The 23,129-nt window shown below is 65.5% G+C and carries 25 protein-coding genes and 1 tRNA gene; 20 read left to right on the forward strand and 6 right to left on the reverse strand.

Annotated elements, in window-relative coordinates; genetic code table 11:
• Positions 1-5: 5 nt before the first annotated feature.
• Both RT123_RS02145 and RT123_RS02150 read right to left on the reverse strand, forming a co-directional pair.
• Positions 6-548: a hypothetical protein gene (locus tag RT123_RS02145; RefSeq protein ID WP_313007476.1), complete on the reverse strand. Its 543-nt coding sequence runs from the start codon at positions 546-548 to the stop codon at positions 6-8.
• A gap of 9 nt (positions 549-557) precedes the next feature.
• Positions 558-725, reverse strand: coding sequence for a hypothetical protein (locus tag RT123_RS02150; RefSeq protein ID WP_313007478.1), 168 nt, complete (start codon positions 723-725; stop codon positions 558-560).
• 280 nt (positions 726-1,005) lie between these two features.
• Between RT123_RS02150 and RT123_RS02155 the strand changes: the two genes are divergently transcribed.
• The 10 genes from RT123_RS02155 to RT123_RS02200 are packed head-to-tail and all read left to right on the forward strand — an operon-like array spanning position 1,006 to position 11,791.
• Positions 1,006-1,212 carry a hypothetical protein gene (locus tag RT123_RS02155; protein WP_313007479.1) on the forward strand — a complete coding sequence of 69 codons (207 nt, stop codon included), beginning with the start codon at positions 1,006-1,008 and terminating at the stop codon, positions 1,210-1,212.
• Positions 1,213-1,272: 60 nt separating this feature from the next.
• Positions 1,273-3,576: a hypothetical protein gene (locus RT123_RS02160; protein ID WP_313007480.1), complete on the forward strand. Its 2,304-nt coding sequence runs from the start codon at positions 1,273-1,275 to the stop codon at positions 3,574-3,576.
• Between the two features lie 3 nt (positions 3,577-3,579).
• Positions 3,580-4,164 carry a hypothetical protein gene (locus tag RT123_RS02165; protein ID WP_313007481.1) on the forward strand — a complete coding sequence of 195 codons (585 nt, stop codon included), beginning with the start codon at positions 3,580-3,582 and terminating at the stop codon, positions 4,162-4,164.
• Complete coding sequence (locus RT123_RS02170) at positions 4,164-4,805, forward strand: hypothetical protein (RefSeq protein WP_295169687.1); 642 nt, start codon at positions 4,164-4,166, stop codon at positions 4,803-4,805. Before RT123_RS02165 ends, RT123_RS02170 begins: the two co-directional genes overlap by 1 nt.
• A 6-nt stretch (positions 4,806-4,811) precedes the next feature.
• Positions 4,812-5,240: a DUF6950 family protein gene (locus tag RT123_RS02175; RefSeq protein WP_313007484.1), complete on the forward strand. Its 429-nt coding sequence runs from the start codon at positions 4,812-4,814 to the stop codon at positions 5,238-5,240.
• Positions 5,240-8,731 (forward strand): hypothetical protein, encoded by a 3,492-nt coding sequence (locus RT123_RS02180; RefSeq protein WP_313007485.1) that lies wholly within the window; start codon positions 5,240-5,242, stop codon positions 8,729-8,731. Before RT123_RS02175 ends, RT123_RS02180 begins: the two co-directional genes overlap by 1 nt.
• 10 nt (positions 8,732-8,741) lie before the next feature.
• Positions 8,742-10,343, forward strand: coding sequence for a hypothetical protein (locus RT123_RS02185; protein ID WP_313007487.1), 1,602 nt, complete (start codon positions 8,742-8,744; stop codon positions 10,341-10,343).
• Positions 10,343-10,837: a hypothetical protein gene (locus RT123_RS02190; RefSeq protein ID WP_313007489.1), complete on the forward strand. Its 495-nt coding sequence runs from the start codon at positions 10,343-10,345 to the stop codon at positions 10,835-10,837. The genes RT123_RS02185 and RT123_RS02190 overlap by 1 nt, the downstream gene beginning before the upstream one ends.
• Before the next feature lie 49 nt (positions 10,838-10,886).
• The gene (locus RT123_RS02195) at positions 10,887-11,420 is read left to right on the forward strand and encodes a DUF4376 domain-containing protein (protein WP_313007491.1); all 534 of its coding nucleotides are present in this window, start codon (positions 10,887-10,889) and stop codon (positions 11,418-11,420) included.
• Positions 11,417-11,791, forward strand: a complete 375-nt coding sequence (locus tag RT123_RS02200; protein WP_313007492.1) for a DUF1353 domain-containing protein — start codon at positions 11,417-11,419, stop codon at positions 11,789-11,791. Before RT123_RS02195 ends, RT123_RS02200 begins: the two co-directional genes overlap by 4 nt.
• On the opposite strand, the gene RT123_RS02205 is transcribed toward RT123_RS02200, so the two are convergent.
• Positions 11,792-11,944, reverse strand: coding sequence for a hypothetical protein (locus RT123_RS02205; protein WP_313007494.1), 153 nt, complete (start codon positions 11,942-11,944; stop codon positions 11,792-11,794).
• A 94-nt stretch (positions 11,945-12,038) separates the two neighbouring features.
• Here RT123_RS02205 and RT123_RS02210 point away from each other — a divergent pair, with 94 nt between their 5' ends.
• From RT123_RS02210 to RT123_RS02240, 7 genes are all read left to right on the forward strand, one after another.
• The gene (locus RT123_RS02210; RefSeq protein ID WP_313007496.1) at positions 12,039-12,368 is read left to right on the forward strand and encodes a hypothetical protein; all 330 of its coding nucleotides are present in this window, start codon (positions 12,039-12,041) and stop codon (positions 12,366-12,368) included.
• Positions 12,365-12,889: a hypothetical protein gene (locus RT123_RS02215; RefSeq protein WP_313007497.1), complete on the forward strand. Its 525-nt coding sequence runs from the start codon at positions 12,365-12,367 to the stop codon at positions 12,887-12,889. The genes RT123_RS02210 and RT123_RS02215 overlap by 4 nt, the downstream gene beginning before the upstream one ends.
• Positions 12,890-12,964: 75 nt before the next feature.
• Positions 12,965-13,210, forward strand: coding sequence for a hypothetical protein (locus RT123_RS02220; RefSeq protein WP_313007499.1), 246 nt, complete (start codon positions 12,965-12,967; stop codon positions 13,208-13,210).
• 3 nt (positions 13,211-13,213) lie between these two features.
• Positions 13,214-13,588 carry a hypothetical protein gene (locus RT123_RS02225; RefSeq protein ID WP_313007501.1) on the forward strand — a complete coding sequence of 125 codons (375 nt, stop codon included), beginning with the start codon at positions 13,214-13,216 and terminating at the stop codon, positions 13,586-13,588.
• Positions 13,589-15,273: 1,685 nt separating this feature from the next.
• Complete coding sequence (locus RT123_RS02230) at positions 15,274-15,564, forward strand: hypothetical protein (RefSeq protein WP_313007502.1); 291 nt, start codon at positions 15,274-15,276, stop codon at positions 15,562-15,564.
• Positions 15,565-15,894: 330 nt separating this feature from the next.
• Entirely contained in the window at positions 15,895-16,371 is a 477-nt protein-coding gene (locus tag RT123_RS02235; protein ID WP_313007504.1) for a M15 family metallopeptidase, read from the forward strand.
• A gap of 252 nt (positions 16,372-16,623) precedes the next feature.
• A complete protein-coding gene (locus RT123_RS02240) occupies positions 16,624-16,926 on the forward strand; it encodes a hypothetical protein (RefSeq protein WP_313007506.1) in 303 nt (100 codons plus the stop codon).
• Positions 16,927-17,165: 239 nt separating this feature from the next.
• On the opposite strand, the gene RT123_RS02245 is transcribed toward RT123_RS02240, so the two are convergent.
• The 3 genes from RT123_RS02245 to RT123_RS02255 form a co-directional block, all read right to left on the reverse strand.
• Entirely contained in the window at positions 17,166-17,435 is a 270-nt protein-coding gene (locus tag RT123_RS02245) for a hypothetical protein (RefSeq protein WP_313007508.1), read from the reverse strand.
• Positions 17,436-17,437: 2 nt separating this feature from the next.
• Positions 17,438-18,628, reverse strand: coding sequence for a phage integrase central domain-containing protein (locus tag RT123_RS02250; RefSeq protein WP_313007510.1), 1,191 nt, complete (start codon positions 18,626-18,628; stop codon positions 17,438-17,440).
• A 184-nt stretch (positions 18,629-18,812) separates the two neighbouring features.
• Positions 18,813-18,902: transfer RNA gene (locus tag RT123_RS02255), tRNA-Ser, on the reverse strand.
• A 139-nt stretch (positions 18,903-19,041) separates the two neighbouring features.
• On the opposite strand from RT123_RS02255, the gene msrA reads away from it, so the two are divergent.
• The 3 genes from msrA (at position 19,042) to RT123_RS02270 (ending at position 23,019) form a co-directional block, all read left to right on the forward strand.
• On the forward strand, positions 19,042-19,692 hold the full coding sequence (gene msrA / locus RT123_RS02260; protein WP_184279202.1) for a peptide-methionine (S)-S-oxide reductase MsrA: 651 nt from the start codon (positions 19,042-19,044) through the stop codon (positions 19,690-19,692).
• Positions 19,693-19,762: 70 nt separating this feature from the next.
• Positions 19,763-21,085, forward strand: coding sequence for a VOC family protein (locus RT123_RS02265; RefSeq protein ID WP_313007513.1), 1,323 nt, complete (start codon positions 19,763-19,765; stop codon positions 21,083-21,085).
• An 86-nt stretch (positions 21,086-21,171) separates the two neighbouring features.
• A complete protein-coding gene (locus RT123_RS02270) occupies positions 21,172-23,019 on the forward strand; it encodes an acyltransferase family protein (RefSeq protein WP_313007514.1) in 1,848 nt (615 codons plus the stop codon).
• Positions 23,020-23,129 lie beyond the last annotated feature (110 nt).

Here is a 23,129-nt window from a genome sequence, read left to right on the forward strand (position 1 = left end):
GGTCCTCAAGCCGCTGTGCTGGCATCTTGAACGTCCGCGTCGTCATTATCCGCTGGAACGAGGCCGTCGCGAAGCGTGTCTATATGCATGAACATCGCGAGGCTACGGGTGGATATTCGTTTGAAATCCCAATCCTCGTAGTACGGTACTAGTGCTTCACAGGCGGCCTCAAGATAGAGTCCGCACGCGCCGACATGCCAAGCGGCAGCGGCAGCGCTGACCATAACATCCCGCATGAGGGCTGCGCCTACGTCCCCGCCTTGGTGGTGTTCACACACTGCGATCATCGCAAGATGTACTACGGGTATCTTCTTCTCGTGCCGGCCCACCATGTAGCTCAGGCTGGCTTGTTTGACGCTATCGGCCGTGAGGGCGTGATAACCCACAACCTGCCCCTCGTCGGAGACAGCGACACGAACCCGGAGAATATTGGCGGAGTGGTCGCCTAACGCCCTGTCGCGACAGAAGCGATCCAACACATCATTTCTTCCGCACGAAAAGACGGAACAATCATGGATGTCGCTTAGCGTCTCAATGACAACCGCCATAGAGAACGCCTAGGAAGCCGTCTTCGTCACCATCTTCGCTGCGCGAAGCTTCGCCTTCAGTCTGGACGAAGCGCGCGGAGGATTTTTGCAGTGCGCGATGATCGTTTTAAACTCAGCCTTTCTGACGAGGCCGATCGGCTTGAAAGCGCCCGTACGGGGTTTGAACGAAATGGCCATGCGTGCTCCTTTCTTGCTGAGAGGTGGATCTTCATCAGGGAAATGAGGATCAAAGGCATGGGTTGCAGGCCTTGACGGCTCCGTCAACTTGACTTTTCGTCCCCGTCATGGCATGAGCAAGCGCTCTATGCGGTTGATCACTTGCCCCAGCCGGGCAAGGCGCAGAAATATCATTTTTTCTGACAATGTGCGCGAATCGCCCCGCATTTTCAGCGCTTGCTGGTCAAGCTTGCTGACTCGGAACCCCTCCAATAGCCTGTCGCTCTTTCGGGAGTGACGAATGCTGAAGCTGATCGCCGGTTGGATACTCGTGCTGCTGGGCCTCGCTCTCGGTGGCTTTGGGCTTCTGGCCCTTGCTGGCCCGCCCCAAACGTTGGGCCTTGGCAGCGCCGCGCAGCTTCTGGCCCTGCAGACACAGATGCTGGTCTTGGGTTCGACCTCTCTCATCGTCGGCACCATCCTCCTGACGACCAGACGGCGCGACTAGCGCCCTCGACATTGATCCTATCAGGGCTCGCTTCGGCGGGCCTTTTTGTTTGGAGGCGGCATGACCGACAGCCCTGTAGTCGGCAGCGCCTCATGGGAGCTGCGCGCCACACGCGACAAGCTGAAGCAGGATCTGCGCGATTCCGAGACCGACGTGAAACAGGCCGTCGGCGCCATGGAGAGGGATGCGACCGCCGGCGCAGACCGCGTGGGGGCGTCGTTTGGAAAGATGGGTAAGGCGATCGGCGTCGGCATTGCTGCCGTCGCCGCCGTAGCGGCCGCTGGCCTCGCCATTGCGGTACAGTTCGGCCAGGCCAGCCTCAAGATGGCCGACGACTTGGCCAACTCGGCCCAGCGCATCGGGATCGGCACGGCCGCACTTCAGGAATGGCAATACGTCGCGCGCAAAACCGGCGAGGACGCCTCAGCAGTCAGCGGCTCGCTAGAGACCTTCTCCAACAAGTTCGCCTCTGCCGCCGCCGAACTATCGAAGGCGGATGTGAAGGCCTTCGCAGCCCTGCGACTAGATCCGGAAGACCTTCGCGGCTTCAAGGATGTCGAGGCGGCGCTTGATGAGGTCGTGGACCGTATCGGTTCGCTGAAGAGCGAAAGCGACCGCGCCGCGATTGCTGAACGGCTGGGCCTTGGTCCGCTCGCTTCGGCACTTCGAGACGGTTCGGCTGAAGTCGCTCGGCTGAGGGACGAGGCGCAAGCCCTCGGCTTCGTGATGGACGAAGACCTGATCCGGAAGGGATCGGAAGCCCAAGGCCAGATGGAAGACCTGGCGCAAGTGATCGGCATCCAACTCGCCGGGGCCTTCATCGAGCTGTCAGACGAAGTGCTGACCTTCACCAGCTATATCGCCGACGCGCTGCGGGGCCTGAACGCTTTCATCGAGCGCGCTCAAACTTGGAAGACGCGTGTCGACGCCATGTACGGCGACGGCGTCACCACAGGCATCAAGGAAGGCGGCATCATGGGCCCCCTCCGCGCCATCGGGAGCACGGTTGGGTCTGTCGTCTCTGGAAGGACGTTCCGAGCCGCCGCTGACATTCGCGCCGGCAACAGCCTCCCGGATTACGCCAATCCGATCGACGCCAACGCGGTAGCTGCCTTCGGTGTCTCGCCGCCGTCGCCCCGCACACCTCGCAATGACTTCGCCGGCACGCTTTCCGTACCAGCCGGCCGCACCCGCACCGACAACAGCGCCCAACGCGCCGCCGAGCGCGAAGCCAGAAGGTCCGAACGCGTCGAGCAGGAAATCTTCCGCGCCCGCCAGCGCCTGCTCCAAGTCGCCGAAGACGACATCCTCACAGCCCAGCAGCGCTACGACATTGCGCGCGAGCAGCTGAAGATGGATCGCGAGGCGCGCGACGCCGAAATCCAGAGCAAGACCGACCGGGGCGAGATCAAAGCCGCCGAGCGCCGCCAGCTGGACGCAGCCAACGCTTCGGCCGACGCCCTCGAAGACCGGCTGCTGACCGACAACGCCTTCCGCGAAATCCAAGACGAGCGCCTGGCGACTGAGAAGCTGCTCTCCGGTCTGACCGCCGACCTACTTTCGCTTCAGTCCGGCGCGGCCCGCACCGCGAAGGAACGCCAGCGGATTGAGCTGGACTTGCTGGAGATCACCCAGCGTCAGCGCCGTGAAGCGCTTCGCCTGGAACTGGAGCGCAACCCGAACCTAACCCAGGCCCAGCGCGACGATGCCATGGCGACGAATGGCCGGATTGACCGTGCAGAGCGCAACGGCGTCATCCGGAACAACCTCACCCCGCTGGAGAAATGGCGGGATGAGAGCCTGAAATCCGCTGATGAAATCTCCGAGGCCTACGAGAACGTCGCGGCGCGTGGCCTGGACGCGCTGAACAACGGTCTGGTCGACGCGATCACCAACAGCCGAAGCCTCGGAGAGGTGTTCAGCAATGTCGCGCGTCAAATCCTCGCTGACCTGGCTGCGATCGCGGTGCGCAAGTCGATTACTGAACCGCTCGCGGACATGCTGTTTGGCGGCTCGGGTGGTGGCGGTGGCGTCGGCTCTTCGATCTTCTCAGCGATCAAGTCCGCACTTCGGATTCCGGGCTTCTCCAGCGGGGTGACCAACTTCGGCGGCGGCCTGGCCTACGTCCACGCCGGAGAGGTGCTGGCCAACCTCCCGTCGGGGACAGACGTCATTCCGGCGCACGCCGTGCAAGCGATGGGCAGCGGCCGGTCTCAGGTCGAAGTCATCCCCTCCCCCTACTTCGACGTCCGCGTCCGCGAGCAAGCCGCCCCTGGCGCCATGCAGGCCGGGGTCGGAGCCTTCCAAGCCGGCGAGGCCCAACGCCAGCGCGAGGCCCGCATTTCCAAATACCGCCGAGGATAGCCGATGCCTGTTCTCGCACTTCCATCGACCCCGGCTCCGTCGAGCATGGGCGTCCAACTGCTGACCAACAAGAACGTCCTCGTCTCGGCCTTGGGCGGTGATGAGCAGGAGCGTCAGCGCAAGGGCTCCCGCTACGCCCTGACCTTCCAACTTCCGCCGATGCGCTACGTCACGGCCATGGCATGGGACGACCTGAACGCGGAGGGCGTGACGGTCCTGATGCGCGTCTACCAGCCGGGCTTCGACACCGGGGCCCCGGGGACGCCTCTGGTGAAGGGTGCGGGCCAAGCCGGAACCACCCTGATCGTGGATGGGCTGACCAACGGCTATGTCATCCGCAAAGGCCAATTCCTGAGCGTGTTGACCAATGGCCGGCGCTATCTCTACAGGGCCGCCGTGGACGTGACCGTCGCTGGCGGGCAGGCCTCGATCCCGCTTCGGACGATGCTCCGCTATCCGCCGGCGGACAACGACGTCGTCGAGATCGCCCAGCCGATGATCGAGGGCTTCGTCCGCGAGCTCAGTGAACAGGTCGTCGGGGTGGATCGCATGACGCAGTTCTCCTTCACGGTGCGCGAGCGCGGCTGATGGCTCTTGATCCTGTCCTGGAGGCCGAGCTTCGCCAGCCGGTCCATGTGCCCTGCGTTTTGGTCCGCCTGGTCCTGAAGTCGGGCACCGTTCGACTGACCGATGGCGGCTTCGTCGTTTATGCCGGCGAGGTCTATCTCGGGGCCCATGCGGGCATCGGCTCGCTCGACACCATCGGACAGCTGACCGAAGGCGGATCGGGCACGACGACCCGCGTCGAACTGACCATCAATGCCGAGAGCCGGGAGGCCGTCCAGCTTCTCGCCGACCCGCTCAACCAAACCGGTCTGGTCCAATGGTGGGAAGGCGCCATTCACGCGCCGTCTGGTCAGCTGATCGGACAGCCCAAGCTCAAGTTCCAAGGCCAGTTCGACAAGGCCCGCTTCACGGTCGATGAGAGCAGCTGGGAAGTCGTCATTGAGTGCGGCACCGAAGGCGAACTGCAGCTGATCGCCAACACCGACTGGCGAGCCAACGACGCCACGCATCGGCGTATCTGGGGCGAGCTTGGACACGCCAACGTCTCGCGCCTGACCGACGACGACTATTGGCGCACCGAGCAACCGCCCGGCGCGATCAGCACGGTCACTGTCGGCGGCGGCGGGAACGTAATCGACCGCTCCTATTTCGCAGCGATCTGAGGTCTCATGAACCTGTGGGATGAAAGGGTGCGCGTCGCCCAGGCCTGCGTTGACCGCTTCGTCGGCAAGCCGCTCGACTTCAAGCACGGCGACTGCGTCCGTCAGGCCCGGCACGTCCTGCACCTGCGCAAGCATTCGACCGGGCTGCTCAAGGGCGTGAAGTGGAGCTCTGAGGCCGGTGCCTATAAGGCGATGCGCAAGCTCGGGTTTACGTCGCTGGATCAGGGCGTCGACGCGACTGGCCTGCTGGCGATCCCCTTTGCCATGATCCGCCCCGCCGATCTGCTGAGCATGCCCGGCGATGACGCCTTCGGCTGTACGCTCGGCGTCTATCTCGGGGACGGCTACGTGAGCGGCTACCAGGACGGCTCCGACGTCGGTGTGACGATCAAGCTGGCTGAGGACTTCATCCCCGCCAAAGTCTGGATGGTCTGATGGGCAAGGCGCTGAAAGCGGTCGGCACCGCCATCGTCATCGTCGGCGCCATCGCGGCGACCGGCGGCGCGGCCCTGGCCTTTGGGGCAGGTGCTGGCCTGCTGGGTTCGGCAAGCCTCGCGACGAGCGCCGTCCTGTCAGTCGGGAGCTTCAGCGTCTCGGCCGGTGCTCTGCTGACTGTCGGCTCGCTGGTGTCGAGCGTCGGCGGCGCCCTATCCCAGCCCAAGGTCTCGACGGCGGGTTCTGCCCTTGGCTGGGTTGGCGATCCCAACGGCCCCATGCACTTCGCGGTCGGCCGTATCGCCGTGGCGGGTGATCTGCGGCACAAGAAGGCCTACGGCCCGAACGACCGGATGTATTTCAGCGCGGTCACGGTCGTGTCCGATGCCGGGCCAATCACCGAGTTTGAGAGCTTCACCGCCAACGATATCCCCGTCACCTTCGACGCGAACGGCAAGGCGAACACCTCCTACTTCGCCAACGTCATGTGGATGCGCCGCCAGCTGGGCAATCAGCCGGAGGCCTCGTATCTCGCGAGCCCGTCGGGTCTGGAGCGCGGCGCGACCCTTCCCGATTGGGGCCCTTCACATAAGCTGTCTGGCAAGGCCGGCTTCATCGTCACCTTGTCCGAGAACAGCAAGGGCAGCGCCTACAAGGGTCAGCAACCAAAGCCTCGGCACATCATCAAGGGTCTGTGCGTCTACGACTGGCGACAGGACTCGACCTACCCCGGCGGGGCCGGGTCTCAGCGCCTGAACGATCCCTCGACTTGGACCTTCAGCGAGAACCCCGCGCTCTGGGCAGCCAAGTGGACGTACGGCCTCTGGGAAGGCCCGACCGGCAAGGGCGCGCCCCAGATCGACTACCAAGTCGGCGGCATCGGCGTCACGCCGGGCGTAATTGACTTCGCCAGCCTGACAGAGCTGGCCAACATCGCGGACACTCACGGATGGAAGGTCGCGGCCTGGCCCTCGACCGACGATGACAAGGCCCAGGTGCTGAACGCCTTCCTGCAGGCTGCCGGTGCCTACTACATCGAGAAGTCGGGCAAGATGTCCTGCCTTCACCGCGCCGCGCCGCGCGTCAGCGTCGCCACGGTGACCGCGGCTGATACGGCCGGTCCCATCGAGCTCGATACGTCGTCCAGCTACGTCGATCGCAAAAACACCGGCGTCCCGACCTATCTCTCCGAAGCCGACGGCTGGAAGATGACGGCGCTCGGCGAGGTGTCGGCGCCGGAATGGATCACCCAGGACGGCGGGCGTCAGCGCTCGATGCCGATGACCTACTCGTTCGTACCGGTGGCGAAGCAGGCCGCCGAGCTGATGTGCCTGGGCATCGCCAACACGCGCGAGGGCATTTCGGGCCGCATTCCGCTCAAGCCGTACATGCAAGGCATCGAGGCCGGGTCAGCCTTCACCATCACCGAGCCTGAGTTCGTGCTGAACGGGCTGAAGTGCCTGGCGCTCGAGACCTCGTACGATGCGACGACGGGCGTCCACACGGTCACCTTCGTCAGCGAGACCGACGGCAAGTATGCCTACGCCTATGGCCAGTCGCCGACGCCGCCGGCGCCGCCCGCGCTAGAGGCAGTCGATCCGACCTTCGTCACCCCGCCCCTCCCCGGCGATTGGGTCATTACACCCCGGCCTCCTTCCGGCGACGGCACCCAACAACCCGGTTTCGACCTGACGGGCCTGGTGTCCAACGCGACGGCGACGGCGGTGATCGTGGAATGGGGCCCGACGGCTGACGGCCCCTGGACGCAGGCCTATGCCGGGCCGCCTGATGTGACCAGCATCCCCATTGTGGGGCTGCAATCGGCCGCGACTTACTTCATCGCCGTTCGCTACCAGCGAAGCTCCAACTTCAGCGACCGCTACGTCTATGGGCCGTATGTCGCGCCGACGCTGACGGCGGGCGTGTCTGAGGAGACGGTTGAGCAAATCGTCTCGGAAGTGACCGGACAGATTGAAGGAATAGCCACTGGCCGGGACGCCGCCGAGCACTTGGCCGAGGTCGTATTGGAGACCATCCTCGACGAACAGCAGAAGCTGGAGGCCGAGGCATCACAGCGGGTCGAAGACCTCTTGAACGAAGCCGGCGCCCGGGACACGGCGGTGGCGGCGGCGATCCAACAGAGCAAGGCCTACACCGACAACTTCGCATCCTCGGCTTCTCAAACCTTCGCCACCATCACCGCCCTGAACGGCGGGCTGGCGGCGACGCTGAACGAGGCCAAGTCGTTCACGACGGGTCAGCTCTCGTCTGCCATGCTGACCGTCTACACGAAGGCCCAGACCGACGCCGGGATGGCGACGACGCTCCAGTCGGCGCGGTCTTATACCGACACTTACAAGTCCGAAGCGCAGCTGCTGTTCTCTACAAAAGCTGAGCGCGCGAGCGGCGATGCGAACGCCGTCATCGAGGCCAAGGCCTATACCGACGACTACAAGACCCAAGCCTCGCTGACCTTCGCCACGCAGGTCGCCATGGGGCAGGCCAACGCCGCGACCCTGTCGTCGGCGCAGTCCTATTCCGACGGCAAGCTCGCGACGGCCCTGAACACCGTCTACACGAAGGCGCAGACGGACAGCGCCCTCTCGACCACGCTTCAGCAGGCCCGATCGTATTCGGACGACAAGGCGGCCGAAGCCTCGCTGCTCTATTCGACGAAGACGGAACGGGCGAATGGCGACGCCTCGACGCTCCAGTCCGCGAAGTCGTACACCGACGACTACAAGTCGACGGCCGCTCTCACCTTCGCCACGCAATCCAGCCTCAACGGTGTCAGCGCCACGGCGGCCCTTGCCCTGTCCACGTCACAGGATGCGGCGAGCAAGCTGAACGAGGCGCGGATCCGGATTGTCGCGGATGCGCAGGGCGGACAGCCGGCGGTCGTCGAGATCGTGTCGTCCACGGGCGCGGGCAGCTACATCCGCCTGGGCGCCCAGCAGATCGGCTTCGGCGATAACACCGTCTTCGATGACGCGACCGACACGCTCCAGACCGTCATCAATGGGCGGCGGCGCGTCCTGGCGCTCGGCGCGCCGTTCGGACAGGGCGGCAACCTGATCGAGTGGTGGGGGCCGTCGAATATCGGCCTTGGCTCCATGACCACGGGCAACGGCGACAACGGGCGCATGACCGCCTCGCCCTACGTGTTCGACAACACCCTGGCGTCGGCCTTCAGCGCCTCGACCAACACCGGCTTCATCGGAGGCGCTCGAAATGGTGCGGGCCCTGTTCAGACCTCGAACTCGGTCACCGTCACGGTCTCGGGCGGCACGGCCGGCGCTACGATCCGCTGGGTCCGGCTCTCTGGGGACAGCCGCATCAATATGAACGATTCCACGGCCTTCACGACCGGGGCCTACGCGACCATCGGCGTCGGCGAGGTGATCAGCGCCTACTTCATGGGCGCGGTGACGAAGAGCGGAAAGTCCGCCGTCGTCTACGTCCAGGTCGATCTCAGCGACAACGGGACTTGAGGAGTTGCCCATGGCCGAACTGAATGACGCGCAATGGGTCGATGAGGTGATCGCCGTCGTCGCCGGTCTGCTCGATGGCAGCCTGACGCCGTCGCAAGCCGACGCGCGCCTGACGACGGCAACCGAGAACTGGCCTACGCGCACCCTGTCCAATGCCGACCTGGCTGCCCGCGTGAGCCGGTTCCTCGCGCGTCTGAATGGCTTGATCCTGACGAACGGGCCCCCGCCCTCGACGATGGGCGACCTGAACACCTTCGCCTACGACACGGCGAACGGCGCGCTTTACGGCCCGAAGACGGCCTCGGGCTGGGGCACGCCGGTTTCGCTGGTCGGTCCGGCCGGTCCCTCGCCGACGCTGGCAGTCGGCACCGTCGCTGCCGGGGCGGCGGGGTCAAACCCCGTGATAACGATGACCGGGCCTGCCTTAGCCCGCGTGCTCAACTTCACCATCCCGGCCGGCGCGACGGGCGGGACCGGGGCCACCCCGAACCTGACCATTGGTACGGTGACGACCGGCGCGGCGGGATCGTCTGCGTCCGCGACCATCACCGGCACCGCTGCGGCCCCCATTCTCAGCCTGACCATCCCGCGCGGAAACACCGGCAGCACGGGCGCGGATGCGACGATCACCGATGTGACCGTCTCGACCGGTGCGGCGGGATCAGCGGCGTCTGTTGTGGTCGGCGGCACACCCGGCGCCCGAACCCTGGCCTTCACCCTGCCGCGCGGCGATGTGGGCGCGACGCCAAACCTGACCATCGGCACGGTGTCCGAGGGCGCGGCCGCTGCAACCATTACCGGCACGGCAACGAACCCGGTGCTGAACCTGACTATCCCCAAGGGCAACACGGGCGCCACGCCTACCCTCTCGATCGGCACGGTGACGACGGGGACGGCCGGGTCGAATGCCGTCGTGACGATCACCGGCACAGCCGCCGCGCCGGTTCTGAACTTCACCCTGCCACGCGGCGCGGCTGGGGCCGGCTCCGGCGACATGATGGCCGCCAACAACCTGTCGGACCTGATTGACAAGGCGGCGGCGCGGATGAACCTCTCGGTCTATTCGAAGGCCGAAACCGATGCGGCGCTCGGCGGCAAGCAGGCCTCGCTCGGCTTCACGCCGGAGGACACGTCCAAGAAGGGGCAGGCCAACGGCTATGCAGGCCTTGGTTCGGATGGGAAGGTGCCCTCAGCCCAGCTGCCGGCCGCGCCGACTGTGCCTGTTAAGGCGACCGGGACCGCGCTGAGAGCAGCGACAAATGACACGGATTTCGTGACACCCAAGTCAGTCGCAGATGCCGCCGCTCTGGTCGCTCTGACGGACGCCGCCACCATCGCCGTCGATCTGGCGGCCGGGACGAACTTTACCGTCACCCTCGCCGGCAACCGCACGCTGGGCGCGCCGACAAACGGCAAGCCCGGCATGTCCGGCACGATCCTGATCAAGCAAGACGCCACGGGTTCGCGGACGCTGGCCTACAGCACCGCGTGGAAGCCGTTCGGATCGACGCCTGCTCTCTCCACGGCGGCAAGCGCGGTCGATCTGCTGACGTGGATCGTCGAGGACACCGGCAAGGTCCGCTTCACCCTGGCCAAGGGCGGGGCCGCCTGATGCTGCACATGCCCTGCTCAATGCTGTTCGAAAGCGCCGTGGCCAAGACGTATGCCGAGTTTCAAGCGCATATCGCGACGCTAACGGGGTCAACGCGAGCTTGGCAGACCAACGCGTCTATTGCCCCTGGTGCGTTTCGAACAACCGCGAACAATGCATCTCTATCATCTGCGGCTATGGGCGGCACGAGTTGGGCCTCTAACTACACAAACGGGTCCGCTCCTGCCCGGCTTTTGCAGCACGGCTTTAAGGATCAGCCGACATGGCAGGCTCAACGCGATGCTGGACTCGAAATATATGTCGAGATTACGTCGATCGGTAGCGGTGTAGCTACTGGGCTAAGCCGCAACGGATATACAAGCCTTGACGATTTTTCAGGAACAGCGGCCTTGAGACAACTCAAAAAGATCATTCGATGGGATTCCACGCTCAATAAGGCGTTCCAATCCGACCCATCAGTCGGCGGCGATGAAACGGAATACACATGGTCGTAAGCGAGAATAGCTTCGGCCTCGGGCCGGCCCCTTGCGCGTGGAGAGAATAATGCCCCTCACCCTCAACGACGCTCTCCTCGCCCCCGGTCATCCCTTCACGGTCGGCGACATCCAATATCCCGCGAACGTGCTGGACCTGTGGCCCCGCGCTGATCTGGAAGCGCTGGGGCTGGTGTGGGTCGATCCGCCGGCCGATCCCGAACCCACGCTGGAGGAGGCCAAGACCGCCGCCCGCGCCAGCGTCAGGGCCAAGCGCTGGGAGAGCCATATCGTCGTCACTTTCAACGGCGTGGCCTTCGCCTCTGACGACACGGCCGCCACGCGCCTCGTCGCCGCCATCAGCGCGCGCCAAATCGCCCAGGCCATGGGTCTGGAGGCCGCGACCGCCACGGCCGGCTGGGAAGCGAAAGACGGCGCCATGGTTCCAATGACGCTGAACGACCAGCGCGGCTTGCTGCTGGCGGGCGTGGCCAAGACGCAGGCCGCCTTCAACCGTCAGGCCGAGCTGATGGGCGAGATCGACGCCGCCGAAACGGTTGAAGCAGTCAACGCCATCGACCAGGACACCGGCTGGCCCGAATGAGCCGGTTCACGGCGGCGCAATACGACCTGACCGGCGAGACGAAGAACGGACGGCCGGTCGTGTGTCTGACCACGTCGCTGGACTATCATGTCGGCTTCCTTGGCTCGGGCTGGGTCATCACCGCTCCGGCTGGCTTCTGCTGCGATCTGGCCAGCCTGCCGATCTGGTTCGCGCGGACGAAGGCGGGGCGGCGGCTGGCGGATCTGATCGCGCGATCGGCCATCGTCCATGACCGGATGAGGCAGGACCGCAACTGGCCCAAGCTGCTGGGCGACTACGTCTTTCTCGAAGCCATGGGCGTCGATCGCGTGCCGCTGGGCTGGCGGCTGATCGCCTTCGCCGCCGTGCTGCTGAACTTCAACCGCGACTGATCAGAGGTCTTTCGCCGGGCCGTTGGGTTCGTCCGGCGCGCCATCGAGGTCTTTGTCCTCAAAGGAGCGGCGTCGGTTAAAGCCCTGGATGCCGTTCGACAGCGCGAACATCGCGCCGGCCAAAACCACAATGCCGATGAAGAACCAGATCATTCCCATGGCTCTGAAGCGTCCCGCCTGACCGCTCGGTTCCCTCCAGCCGCCCGACGGCTGTCTCACTACGGCCTGACCATCTGGAGGGGCGGACATGATTGACCCGCGCGAACTGCCCGCGTTTTGGGGCCTCTGCGGCGGCCTGCTGTCGGGGGCTGTAGGGCTGGTGACGGCCTATTCCGCCAAGGCGGGCAATCCGGTCGCCCAACGCCGCGCCTGGCTGCATCTAGGCCTCGGCATCATCGCCGGCCCGATCGTCGCCGAAGCGCTGACCCACGGCGTAATCCTCGCCGTCGTTCCGGTCCTCGACATGCGCGGCGTCTCGCTCGCGCTGGGCTGGATGGTGGCCAACGACCCGCGCGCCCTCTTCGACACCCTGACCCGCGTGGTGCGGGCCGTCTTCAACCAGGAGCCTCAGCGATGAACGCTCACGTGCTGATGGTGCTCTACACGGGCATCACCTTTGTCTCGGCTGGCGCATGCCTGCTGGAAATCTACCGCCTGCTCGGCAAGGCCTATGAGACGAAGGCTTCGGCCTCCCTGCTCTGGCGCAGCGTCCATTTCATCGGCGCGGTGATCCTGTTCGTCTACGGCTGCATGGTCCTGTTTCCCGGCAAGGCGCTCCAGGTCCAGCACATGAGCATCGGTCTGCCATTGGTCGGGACCGTGATCATCGTCGCCGCCCTTGCCTATCTCGACCACGTCATGGGCGAGCGCGAGCCGCCGCCCTGGAGCCATCAGTTCATCCAGCTCCTTGTTTTGCTCGGCATGGATGGGCTGTCGCGTCGAGCCGCCTTCCTGCTTCCGCCCGCCGCCGTCGATGACGGTGTTCCGCCTGACGACGACAGCAAACGCGGGCTTCGGCTTCTCGTTCTGAGCGGCGCCATTGCCGTCATCGCCGGGGTCGCTGGCTTCATACTCACCAACAGCGCCGGCGCCGCTTAGCGCAACCCTGCCGCCCGCGACTGAATCCGGTTCACCGGTCCCTTCCCTGCCCCATCAACTGAAAGGAGGACGCCCATGGCGATCCTGTTCAACCAGCGTGTCAAACACGGCGCCCTGGACTTCCATCCTGTGGCCTACGCCTTCGAAGACCCCGCGCACGCCGAGTATTTCAAGGCGGCGGGCTGGGCGGCCGACACCGACCAGGAGCCGGTGATGACCATCGGCGCTGACGAAATCCACATCGACCCGGAGACCACGTTCGGCTCGGGTGAGCGCAAGGGCGAGAAGGTTCTCGTCGAAACCCCCAGCGAGGAGGGCTGACCCATGGCCAAATACGCCAATCCTGACGTGATCGACGGCGCCCTGAACGTCATCAAGAACAACGCCACGCGCATGACGCTGTGCACGACGCAGCCGACGACCTTTGCCGAGGCCAACGCCACCTATTCGTTGGCGCAGGTCGCCATGGCTTCAGGCGACTTCACCCTGGCCAACGGGGACACGTCGGGCCGCAAGGTCACCGTCGCCGCCAAGTCGGGCGTGTCGGTCGCGACCAGCGGCACCGTGACCCATGCCGCGCTGCTGGACGTCACAAACTCCAAGCTGCTGTTCGTCACGACCACGCCGTCGACTGCGGTGGCCGGCGGAGGAACTGTCGATATCGGTTCCTGGAAAGACGAAATCCAAGCTCCGATCTAACCGAAGGAGGGTACATTGGCCGAAGTCGTCCAGATACTCTCTCCAGGCACGACATCCTGGACCCCGCCGGCCAATGTGACTTCGGTTGTTGTTCACGCTATTGGGCCGGGAGGAAATCCCCAACTTAAAGGAGGCGGCGGCGGCGGTGCATACGCTTCCGCCACCGTCAATGTCACACCTGGGACTGCTGTTTCAGTGCAAGTGCCGGCCGCAGGAGGCTCCGCGCCGACATGGTTCAAGGACACCTCGACGGTCCTCGCGGATTACGGCCGAAACACAACGAACAATACGGGCGGTGCGGCGGGCTTAGCCGCAAACTCAGTAGGGTCGACCACCTACGACGGTGGCGCGGGCGGCACAACCTCAACGAATGACGGTGGCGCGGGCGGCGGCGGCGCAGCGGGTCCAGGCGGCACCGGCAAAGCTGGCGGACGTGGTGGCGCGGGTGGGAGATCCGGCGGTGGTGGTGGCGCAAACGGCGGACTTTCCACGGCAGGGGTCAACGGTTCTTCTAGTGGACCGGGAATAGGCGGCGCCAATAGCGCAGGCGGCGGACGAGGATCAACCAGCGGTGGCAATGGATCTGATGGCGGCGGCGGCGGCGGCAATCTCACTGACCAGAGCGGCGGCAACGGCTCTCAGGAGACGGTCTGGGTTTCGACTATCGACGGCGCTACTGCGGGGCCTGGCGGCGGCGGCGGCGGCGGCGGTGCTACCAGCGGAACGGCAGGCGGCAATGGTGGCGGCTATGGCTCGGGTGGCGCTGGCTCGCCTACGACTCGAGGTGTCGGTAGACCTGGTCTAATCGTACTGGTCTACGACGACAATGGTGCTGCCGTCGCCGTCACCCCTAACTCGGGCAGCAGCGGACACACGGCATCCCAGCCCAGCGTGGCGGGTCGTTCTTCGGCCCCGCCCGGCTCCGTACAACACAGCCACACCACGACCCAGCCGACACTGGCCGCACGTAACATGGTGTCCCCAGATGGGGCGGTCAGCCAACACCTCTCGATCAGCCCCGTCCCGGCCGCTTATGCAGCCGTCACGCCTCACACTCCGCTTCACGAGCACATCGCCACTAGTCCAACGGCTGCATCACGAACCAATGTTGCTCCAGACGGCGCCATTAAAGGGCAGCTCGCGACCCCGGCCGCTCTCCTCTTCAGCACAAACATCCAGCCGGTCGGCGCAGCCCAGGGGCAAAGCAGCAGCGGCTCGTCCCTAACATCTCGCGCCACTGTGGCGCCCCAGACCGCTACGCAGGACCAAGGCGCCTCAACGGCGGCGCTGACACCGAGCGGGTCGATTGGCCTTCAGCCCGCAAGACAAGACCAAGCGGCAACCTCTGCGGCCGTGGTCTCGCGCACCGCTGTCGCCGTCGCCCCAACGACCAGCCGGCAAGGCGCCTCTGAACCAAACCTTGATGCGGCCGCCGCTGTCGCGGTCGAGGCGAGCGTATCGGGACAGGCTGCGACCCCGGCGCCCATCACTTCACATTCGGTTATCGCACCAGATGATGCCGGACAGGCCAGCCAGTCGTCCCTGCCCTCGGTCGTATCGCGAGGCGATCTTCCCCCTGTTCCGCCGGTCCGCCACGTCGTCCTGATCGGACGCCGCCGCACCGCATCTCTCACCGCCCGCGTCCGCTTCGCCTCGCTGACCGGCAGAACCCGAAAGATCATCCGATGAGCGGTTTGCTGACCTCCAACATCGAGCCGAAGTTCAGCGACGAGGTGATCGACTATCTGGTCCCTTGGACGGCCGACCTGGGCGAAGGCGAAAGCCTGACGGGGCCGATCACCGTGAAGACCACGAATGGGCTGGAAGCGGACGTGATGACCACGACTGACAATGTGACCCGGCTGCGGGTGTCAGACGGCAATGCCGGCTCTTGCCTGATCGATCTGACCTCTTCCACGACGTCCGGTCAGGTGCTGGGCATCCGGCTCAAGATCACGATCACCGCGCGATCCTAATCTCCTCAACGCGGCGTCAGCAAAACAACGATGAGACCAGCGACTGTGGCGGTTCCCAAGGCAATCAGGATGACGCCCCACGGGGTTTGATGCCATCCAGGCGTAACCTTGCGCCGGATTTCTGCAAGCAGCTCTTCAAGCTTCGCTTGGTGCTGCGGGTCATACCCGGGACCACCTCCAACGACGGCCATCACGTCCTCCCACGCCTTTGCTTTGCGGCCCGGCCGAAGATGTCCTCGCCCAGCCGGGCCGCCTGACACAGTTCGGGCATGAGCTGCGTCCTCAGCGGCTTAGCCGTGAAATCCACCCCCCACAATCTGGAGACTGACCATGCCGTATGTGCTGGGCGCGAAGTCGCGCGCCGAACTCAAGGGCGTTCACCCCAATCTTGTCCGAGTCGTCGAGCGGGCCATCCAGATCACAACGCAGGACTTCAGCGTTCACGACGGCTTGCGGACGGCCGAAGAGCAGAAAGCCTTGGTCGCATCGGGCGCGTCCCAGACCATGAACTCGATGCACCGGACCCAATCCGACGGTTTCGGCCATGCCGTGGACCTTGTGCCCTTCGTCAACGGCAAGATGCGCTGGGAATGGCCGGCCATCTATCCCATCGCCGCCGCCGTCTGGCAGGTCTCGCGCGAGCTTGGCGTGCCGATCCGCTGGGGCGGCGCCTGGATCAACATGGCCGACATCAAAACCGGCACGCCCGGCGCCATGAAAGCGGCTGTCGATGCCTATGGCGCGGCGCGGCGGAAGCAGGGCAAGGCGGCCTTCACGGATGGCCCTCACTTTGAGCTGGCCCGATGATTGCCGCCCTCGCCTTTCTCCGCTCGGTCCCGCGTCTTCTCAGCCCGACCGGCTGGCTTATCGTCGCCATGATCGCCGCCTTCGTCCTGACCGCCGCCTACTGTTCTTACAGGGGCGAACAGGGCGAGCGGGGCCGGCAGGCCGCCGCGACACAGAAGACCGAGGCAAAGGCGTCCAGCGCGCGGGAAACCGCTGCTGTCGAGGCCTCCGTCGAAACTCCCATCATCAACGCCCGCGAAAAGGATTTCTCCGATGCGGTCAACTCGCTCCCTGATGCTGTCCCTAGCGCTCGCCGCGTCCGTCTCGCTTGCGAGCGGCTGCGCCACCAAGGCGCCGCAGAGCGCCTTCTACCCGAGCCCTGCCGATCTGGCGGTTGAGCCGAAGCCGGTCCTGGCGCCCGAGGCGATCTATTCGGAGGCTGCGCTCGACGCCTACGACATCGCCATCGAGGCGCGGGGCGATCGGCTGGCGGCCCAGGTCGGGCGGCTCTGCCGGTTCTTCGACACCATGGGGATGCGGGGGCTGGATTGTCCGCCGCCGCTACGATCGGGCTAGGCAAAAAGAGGGATTATCCCACCTTTCAGCGTCGAGCCTCGGCTCCGCTATCGAGGCCGCTCCGGGAGACCGGGGCGGCTTTCGTCGTATTCCGCTCACAGGAACCGATGGTTACTGCTGGAGTTAACCGCAGCAGAGCCGGCTTATGAGGGTGGTGGCCCGGCAATATGCGCCACCCCGCTCGGTGGGCGGTCGATTACGTTCCCTGGGTGAGACCGCCCGCCCCAAGCGCCCTCGGTTCACGCCGGGGGCGTTTTGCTGTGACCGCCCGGTATCAAGCAGCCATGGCCTCGCGCCTGATCGTAATAGTCCGAGATCGAGAACCTGACCTGTAGGGCGGCGCCCTTCGACCCGCAGGCCTTGCAGGCCAAGTGATGCGCGACGAGCGGCAGAGACATCGACGTGTCCAGCCCGCGCGCCGTCTCGGCGGGCACATAGCCAGTGCGGCCACAGTTGCAGAACACGTCCAGGCCAATGCCGTCATCGACCCATGTGGAGATCGGCAGCATAGTCAGGCCTTCAGCGGGTAGACGTTATCGGCGCGGGTGACGCCCATGCAGTGATCGGCCCACGTCTCCATGAGCGGCCGACGCTTCTCGACGGCGGAACCCCGGCGATAGGCGCGCTCGACGGCAGAACCGACCTGATGGGCCAACGCCTCTTCGAGCAGCTCGCGCGGATAGTTGGTGCAGTCGCCGGCCCAATCACGGAACGCAGACCGGAAGCCGTGCGGGGTCGCGTCCTTGATCCCCATTTTTCGCATGACCATGGCAAGAGCCATGTCGGACAGCGGACCCTTTAGGCCTGGGAAGATCAGGCCCTGGCGCACGTCCGCGTCGATCGCGTTCAGCACGACAACGGCGGCAGAGGACAGCGGGACGCGATGCTCTCGGCCGGCCTTCATGCGCTCGGCTGGGATGATCCACGTCGTGCCTTTAATCTCGTCCCAGGTCGCCCCTCGCACCTCGCCGGATCTAGCGCCGGTCAGGACCAGGAACCTCAAAGCATCGGCGGATATGCTGTGGCGCCCGGATAGTTGCTCAAGAAAGGCCGGGACATCTTGATAGGCCATCGCGGCGTGGTGGCCCTGCTCCTTCCTGACCCTCGGCAGCATCCGCGCCATATGGCCGCGCCAGCGCGCCGGGTTCTCGCCTTCCCGAAGGCCGCGCACCGTGGCGGCATCGAGGACCATTTCAATACGAGACCGGACGCGACGGGCCGTCTCTGGTTTCGCCGTCCATATCTCGCGCAGAGCCCTCAGGACCATTTCGGTGTCAACGGCGCTGACCTCGGCCTTCCAGATGGCGGCGGCGTGCTGGGTCAGGGACGCTTCCCATTGCGGGCGCTGCTTTGGGGACTTCCAGCCCTTCTCCAGACCATCCATCAGATCGGCGGCGACGGCTGAAAAGGTGGTGTCCGGTTTCGGAGCGTTCGCCTTGCGCCTCGCCTCGATAGGGTCGATCCCAGCTTTGATCTCGGCTCGCACCTTATCGGCAGCCGCGCGGGCGTCGGTCAGCTTGACGGCCTCAAGGCTCCCAAGGCCCATCTCTCGCCGGCGTCCGGCTCGATAGAAAATATAGACCCAGCGCCGCGATCCGGTCTGATCTATCCGCAGATAGAGTCCGGCCCCATCCGCGAAGAGCCCAGGCTCGCGCATCCCCGGCACCTTCTTGCCGTTCAGTCTGTTTACGTCGCGCGCCATGGCCTCTCCAGAACGTAAGGAGAACATACGCCGACGACAGAAGCGGTCGCCACCCTAAGCTCGCCCTAAGTCCCGCCCTAAGATGAGCGGTTCGCGTCCCGTCCAGCGATGACGGGCTTGAGGCGCAAATCCTTGCGCAGCGGGGCGCTGGGTTGGCAAGCGGTGACATTGGAGGGCGTGGGTGTGGCGGACAGAGAGGGATTCGAACCCTCGGTAGGCTTTCACCTACACACGCTTTCCAAGCGTGCGCGATCGACCACTCCGCCACCTGTCCGTTTCACGCTGCGTCTTGCGCGCCGCCGGAGGTCGATCCGGCGGGAGGCGGGCCTGATAGAACACCCTCGCCCCCTCGGCAAGCGCCTCTCGCATCCCCATATGGACTTCAACGCCATTTTCCGATGAGAGAGCCGCAAATGCTGTTCAAGAAGACTGCCGAAATGCCCACGCCCGAGACCGCCCTGCCCGGCCGCGCCGAGCCGCTGGACACCGATGTGAACCACTATGTCAGCGGCAACCCGCTGAAAGGGCCCTATCCCGACGGTTTCCAGACCGCCATCTTCGGCATGGGCTGTTTCTGGGGCGTGGAGCGCATCTTCTGGCAGTTGCCGGGCGTCTGGGTGACCTCGGCCGGCTATTCCGGCGGCATCACGCCCAACCCGACCTATGAGGAGACCTGCACCGGCCGGACGGGTCATACCGAGGTGGTGAAGGTCGTGTTCGACCCGAGCGTCATCACCTACGCCGAACTGCTGAAGGCCTTCTGGGAGAACCACGACCCGACCCAGGGCATGCGCCAGGGCAACGACATCGGCACCACCTATCGCTCGGCCATCTACACGCTGAACGCCGAGCAGCAGGCGGAGGCGGAAGCCTCTCGCGACGCCTATCAGGCCGCCCTGACCCAGGCCGGGCGCGGGACGATCACCACCGAGATCGAGCCGGCGGGCGACTATTTCTACGCCGAAGGCTATCACCAGGGCTATCTGGCCAAGAACCCAGCCGGATACTGCGGCATCGGCGGGACCGGCGTGGTCTGCCCCATCGGGGTCGGCGTCGACGCCTGACCCCTGCGACGGCCGCCGGGTTTCAACCGGCGGCCAGTCGGCCTATGGATCGGCGAAAATGGGAGCGCTCATGTCCGCCTTCGTCCATCCTGACGAGATCCGCAGCCGGTTTTCGGCCGCCCTGTCCGCCATGTACCGGGCCGAGGTGCCGCAATACGGCGACCTGCTGACGCTGGTGGCGGACATCAATGCGCAAACGTTGAAGGCCGATGCCGGCAGCGCCGACCGGCTGGCGGCGTCCGGCGAACTGGCGCGTTTGTCGGAGGAACGCCACGGCGCTATCCGCGTCGGCACGGCCGATGAACTGGCCACGATCGCGCGCGCCTTTGCGGTGATGGGGATGGAGCCGGTCAGCTATTACAACCTGGCCCCCGCCGGGGTGCCGGTCCATTCGACCGCCTTCCGCCCCGTCGATCCGGCGGCCCTGGCGCGCAATCCGTTCCGGGTCTTCACCTCGCTGCTGCGGCTGGAATTGATCGAGGACGACGCCTTGCGCGCGGAGGCGGCCGAGACGCTGGCCCGCCGCGACATCTTCACCCCCGGCGCGCGTGAACTGATCGAGACGGCGGAGGCCGCCGGCGGTCTGGACGAGGCTCAGGCCGATCGTTTCGTGTCCGAACTGCTGGAGACCTTCCGCTGGCACGCCCAGGCGACCGTCAGCGCCGAGACCTACGAACGGCTGGTCGCCGCCCACCGACTGATCGCCGATGTGGTCAGTTTCAAGGGGCCGCACATCAACCATCTGACGCCGCGCACGCTGGATATCGATGCGGCCCAGGCCGCCATGCCCGCACGCGGCATCAGCCCGAAGGAAACCATCGAGGGTCCGCCTGCCCGCGCCTGTCCGATCCTGCTGCGCCAGACCAGCTTCAAGGCGTTGCAAGAAGCCATCACCTTCCCCGGCGCCGACGGCCCCACGGCGGGCGCCCACACCGCCCGCTTTGGCGAGATCGAACAGCGCGGCTGCGCCCTGACCCCCTCCGGTCGGGCCCTGTATGACGAGGCCCTGGCGAAGAAGGACTTCTCCGCCCTGCCCGACGACTGGGACGCGCTGCGCCGCGCCGACTTGGCCTGGTTCCGTTATCGCGCGACGTCTGAGGGGCTCGCCGCCCGCGCCGAGACCCCCGATCTGGACGCCTTGATCGCCTCGGGCCATGTCGTCGCCGAACCCATCACCTACGAAGACTTCCTGCCTGTCAGCGCCGCCGGCATCTTCCAGTCCAACCTGGGATCGGAGGCCCGCGAAACCGCCTATGCCGTCGATCCCGCCAAGGCCGATTTCGAACAGGCGTTGGGCCGCTCGGTCCAAGACGAGATGGCCCTGTACCGCGCTGAACAGGACGCCTCGATCACAGCGACGCTGAAGGCCTTGGGCCTGACGGAGACGGTCTAGTCCGTTCAACCGGATGCGGGGCTGACGGCGCCCCGCGTCCATCCGACGTCTTGCCTGATGCGCAGACGCGGATCATAGACGCGGCCGTGAACCCGTCCGCTTCCCCGACCCAGCGCCGTTACGATCTCGACTGGATCCGGGTCGGCGCCTTCGGCCTGCTGATCCTGTATCATGTCGGCTTGGTTTACGGGGTCTACGATTGGCACATCCACAGCGCCCACACCTTCGAGTGGATGCGTGAGGCGATCCTGGTCACCAATCCCTGGCGGCTGACCCTGCTGTTTCTGGTGTCCGGCGCCGCCCTGCGGTTCATGACCTTCCGGCGCACCCCGAGCGAGGTCGCTCGCGCCCGGTTCGAGCGGCTGGTCCCGCCCCTGATCTTCGGCGCCCTGGTTCTGGTGCCGATCCAGTCCTGGATCGAGTCGATGGACAAGGGCGGTTGGCCCGGCGGCGTCGCCGGCTTCGTCGCCTGGCTGGGTCATGAGTTCGGCTGGAGCGGTCTCGTCGACGGCGTGCCGGTCAACCATCTGTGGTTCATCGTCTATATCGCCGTCTACAGCCTGGTCGCCGTCGTCCTGTGGCGTCAGCCCGGCCTGATCGACCGACTGGGCAATGGGCTGGAAAAGGCGCTGACAGGCCCGCGTCTGCTGATCCTGCCGATCCTCTATCTCTTCGCCATCCGGTGGCTGCTTTTTCCCTGGTTCGGCCTGACTAACACCCTGCACAACGACTGGTACAATCACGCCCTGTCGCTGGTCGCCTTCCTGTTCGGCTTCAGCATCGTGGGGCGTGAAAGCTTGTGGCGCACGATGGAGCGGTATCGCTGGATCGCCTTGGCCCTGGCGGCCGTCGCCCTGCCGATCATGATGGTCCAGGTCTGGCATCCCGGCGCGCGCGCCTTCTGGGGCGTGCCCAAGGCCGCCGTTTACGGCGTCGACCAATGGGCGGTGATCGTCGCCATCCTGGGCTTCGGCTATCGCCATCTGCGCGACCGGGGCGGCCCTGCACTCAACTATCTGACGCAGGCGACCTTTCCCCTCTATCTAGCGCACCAGACGGTGCTGGTCGCGGCCGTCTGGATCATCCGCCCGGCGAATCTGCCGGCGCCGGTCGAACTGCTGTCCCTGATCGCCGTCACCTTCGTCGGCAGCCTGGCGATCTATGAGGTCGTGCGTCGAATCCCGGCCATTCGCCCGCTGTGGGGGCTGAAGCCGCTGGACAGCAGGCCCTGGCCGCTGGACCTTCAGGCCCTGCTGAAGCCGCAGGTTCGCTATCACCGCCGTCGTCGGCTGCTGGGCGTGGGCGTCGCCGCGCCGCTTCTGGCCCTGACGGTCGTCGTCGTCGCCATCCTGGCCTACCCCGGCTTCAACAATGCGACCCAGTATCTCAGCGAACTGGGCGGGGCGACGGCCAAGGCGCCGATTATCTTCAACGGCGGGGTTTTCGTGGCCGGCGTCATGGCCGGGTTGGCGGGGATCGGCTTCGGTCTGTCCATCTACGCCCTGACCGGCGCGCGGGTCGCGGCTTGGGTCATCGCCGTCGTCTTCATCCTGGCCGGCGGCGGCATGTCGGCCTCGACCCTGTGGCCCTGGCCCGATCCACGCCACATGATCATCAACCTGGCCCTGGGCATCCAGTTGGCGCCGATGCTGCTACTGTGGGGGTTGGCCAAACGCCGGGACGTGCCGCGCCTGAAGCTCTTCCTCGTCGTCACCTTCGTCGTCATGGCGATCCTGACGGTCCTGACCAAGCACCTCGTCTTCCCCGGCACCGTCAACGACGCCAATGTCGGCTGGTGGGAGCGTCTCTACGCCATCGTCCTGGTCTGCTGGGTGGGGGTTGCAGCCTGGGTCCTAGACCGTAAACTGCTGTCGGTCGCCACGGAGTCGCCGCACGGCCGCCCGGCTTCCGCCTCGTTCGACGTTCCGGCCTGACTTCACCCCCACATTTTTTGGTTTCATCAACATTGCGTGATTGAAAATCGCGCGAATGTGATCGATTATGCAGGTCGTGTTGCAGTGCAGCACTCCACGTCGTCCCCAGC

It is taken from the genome of Brevundimonas vesicularis, from assembly GCF_032067225.1.
GTDB classification, from domain to species: domain Bacteria; phylum Pseudomonadota; class Alphaproteobacteria; order Caulobacterales; family Caulobacteraceae; genus Brevundimonas; species Brevundimonas vesicularis_F.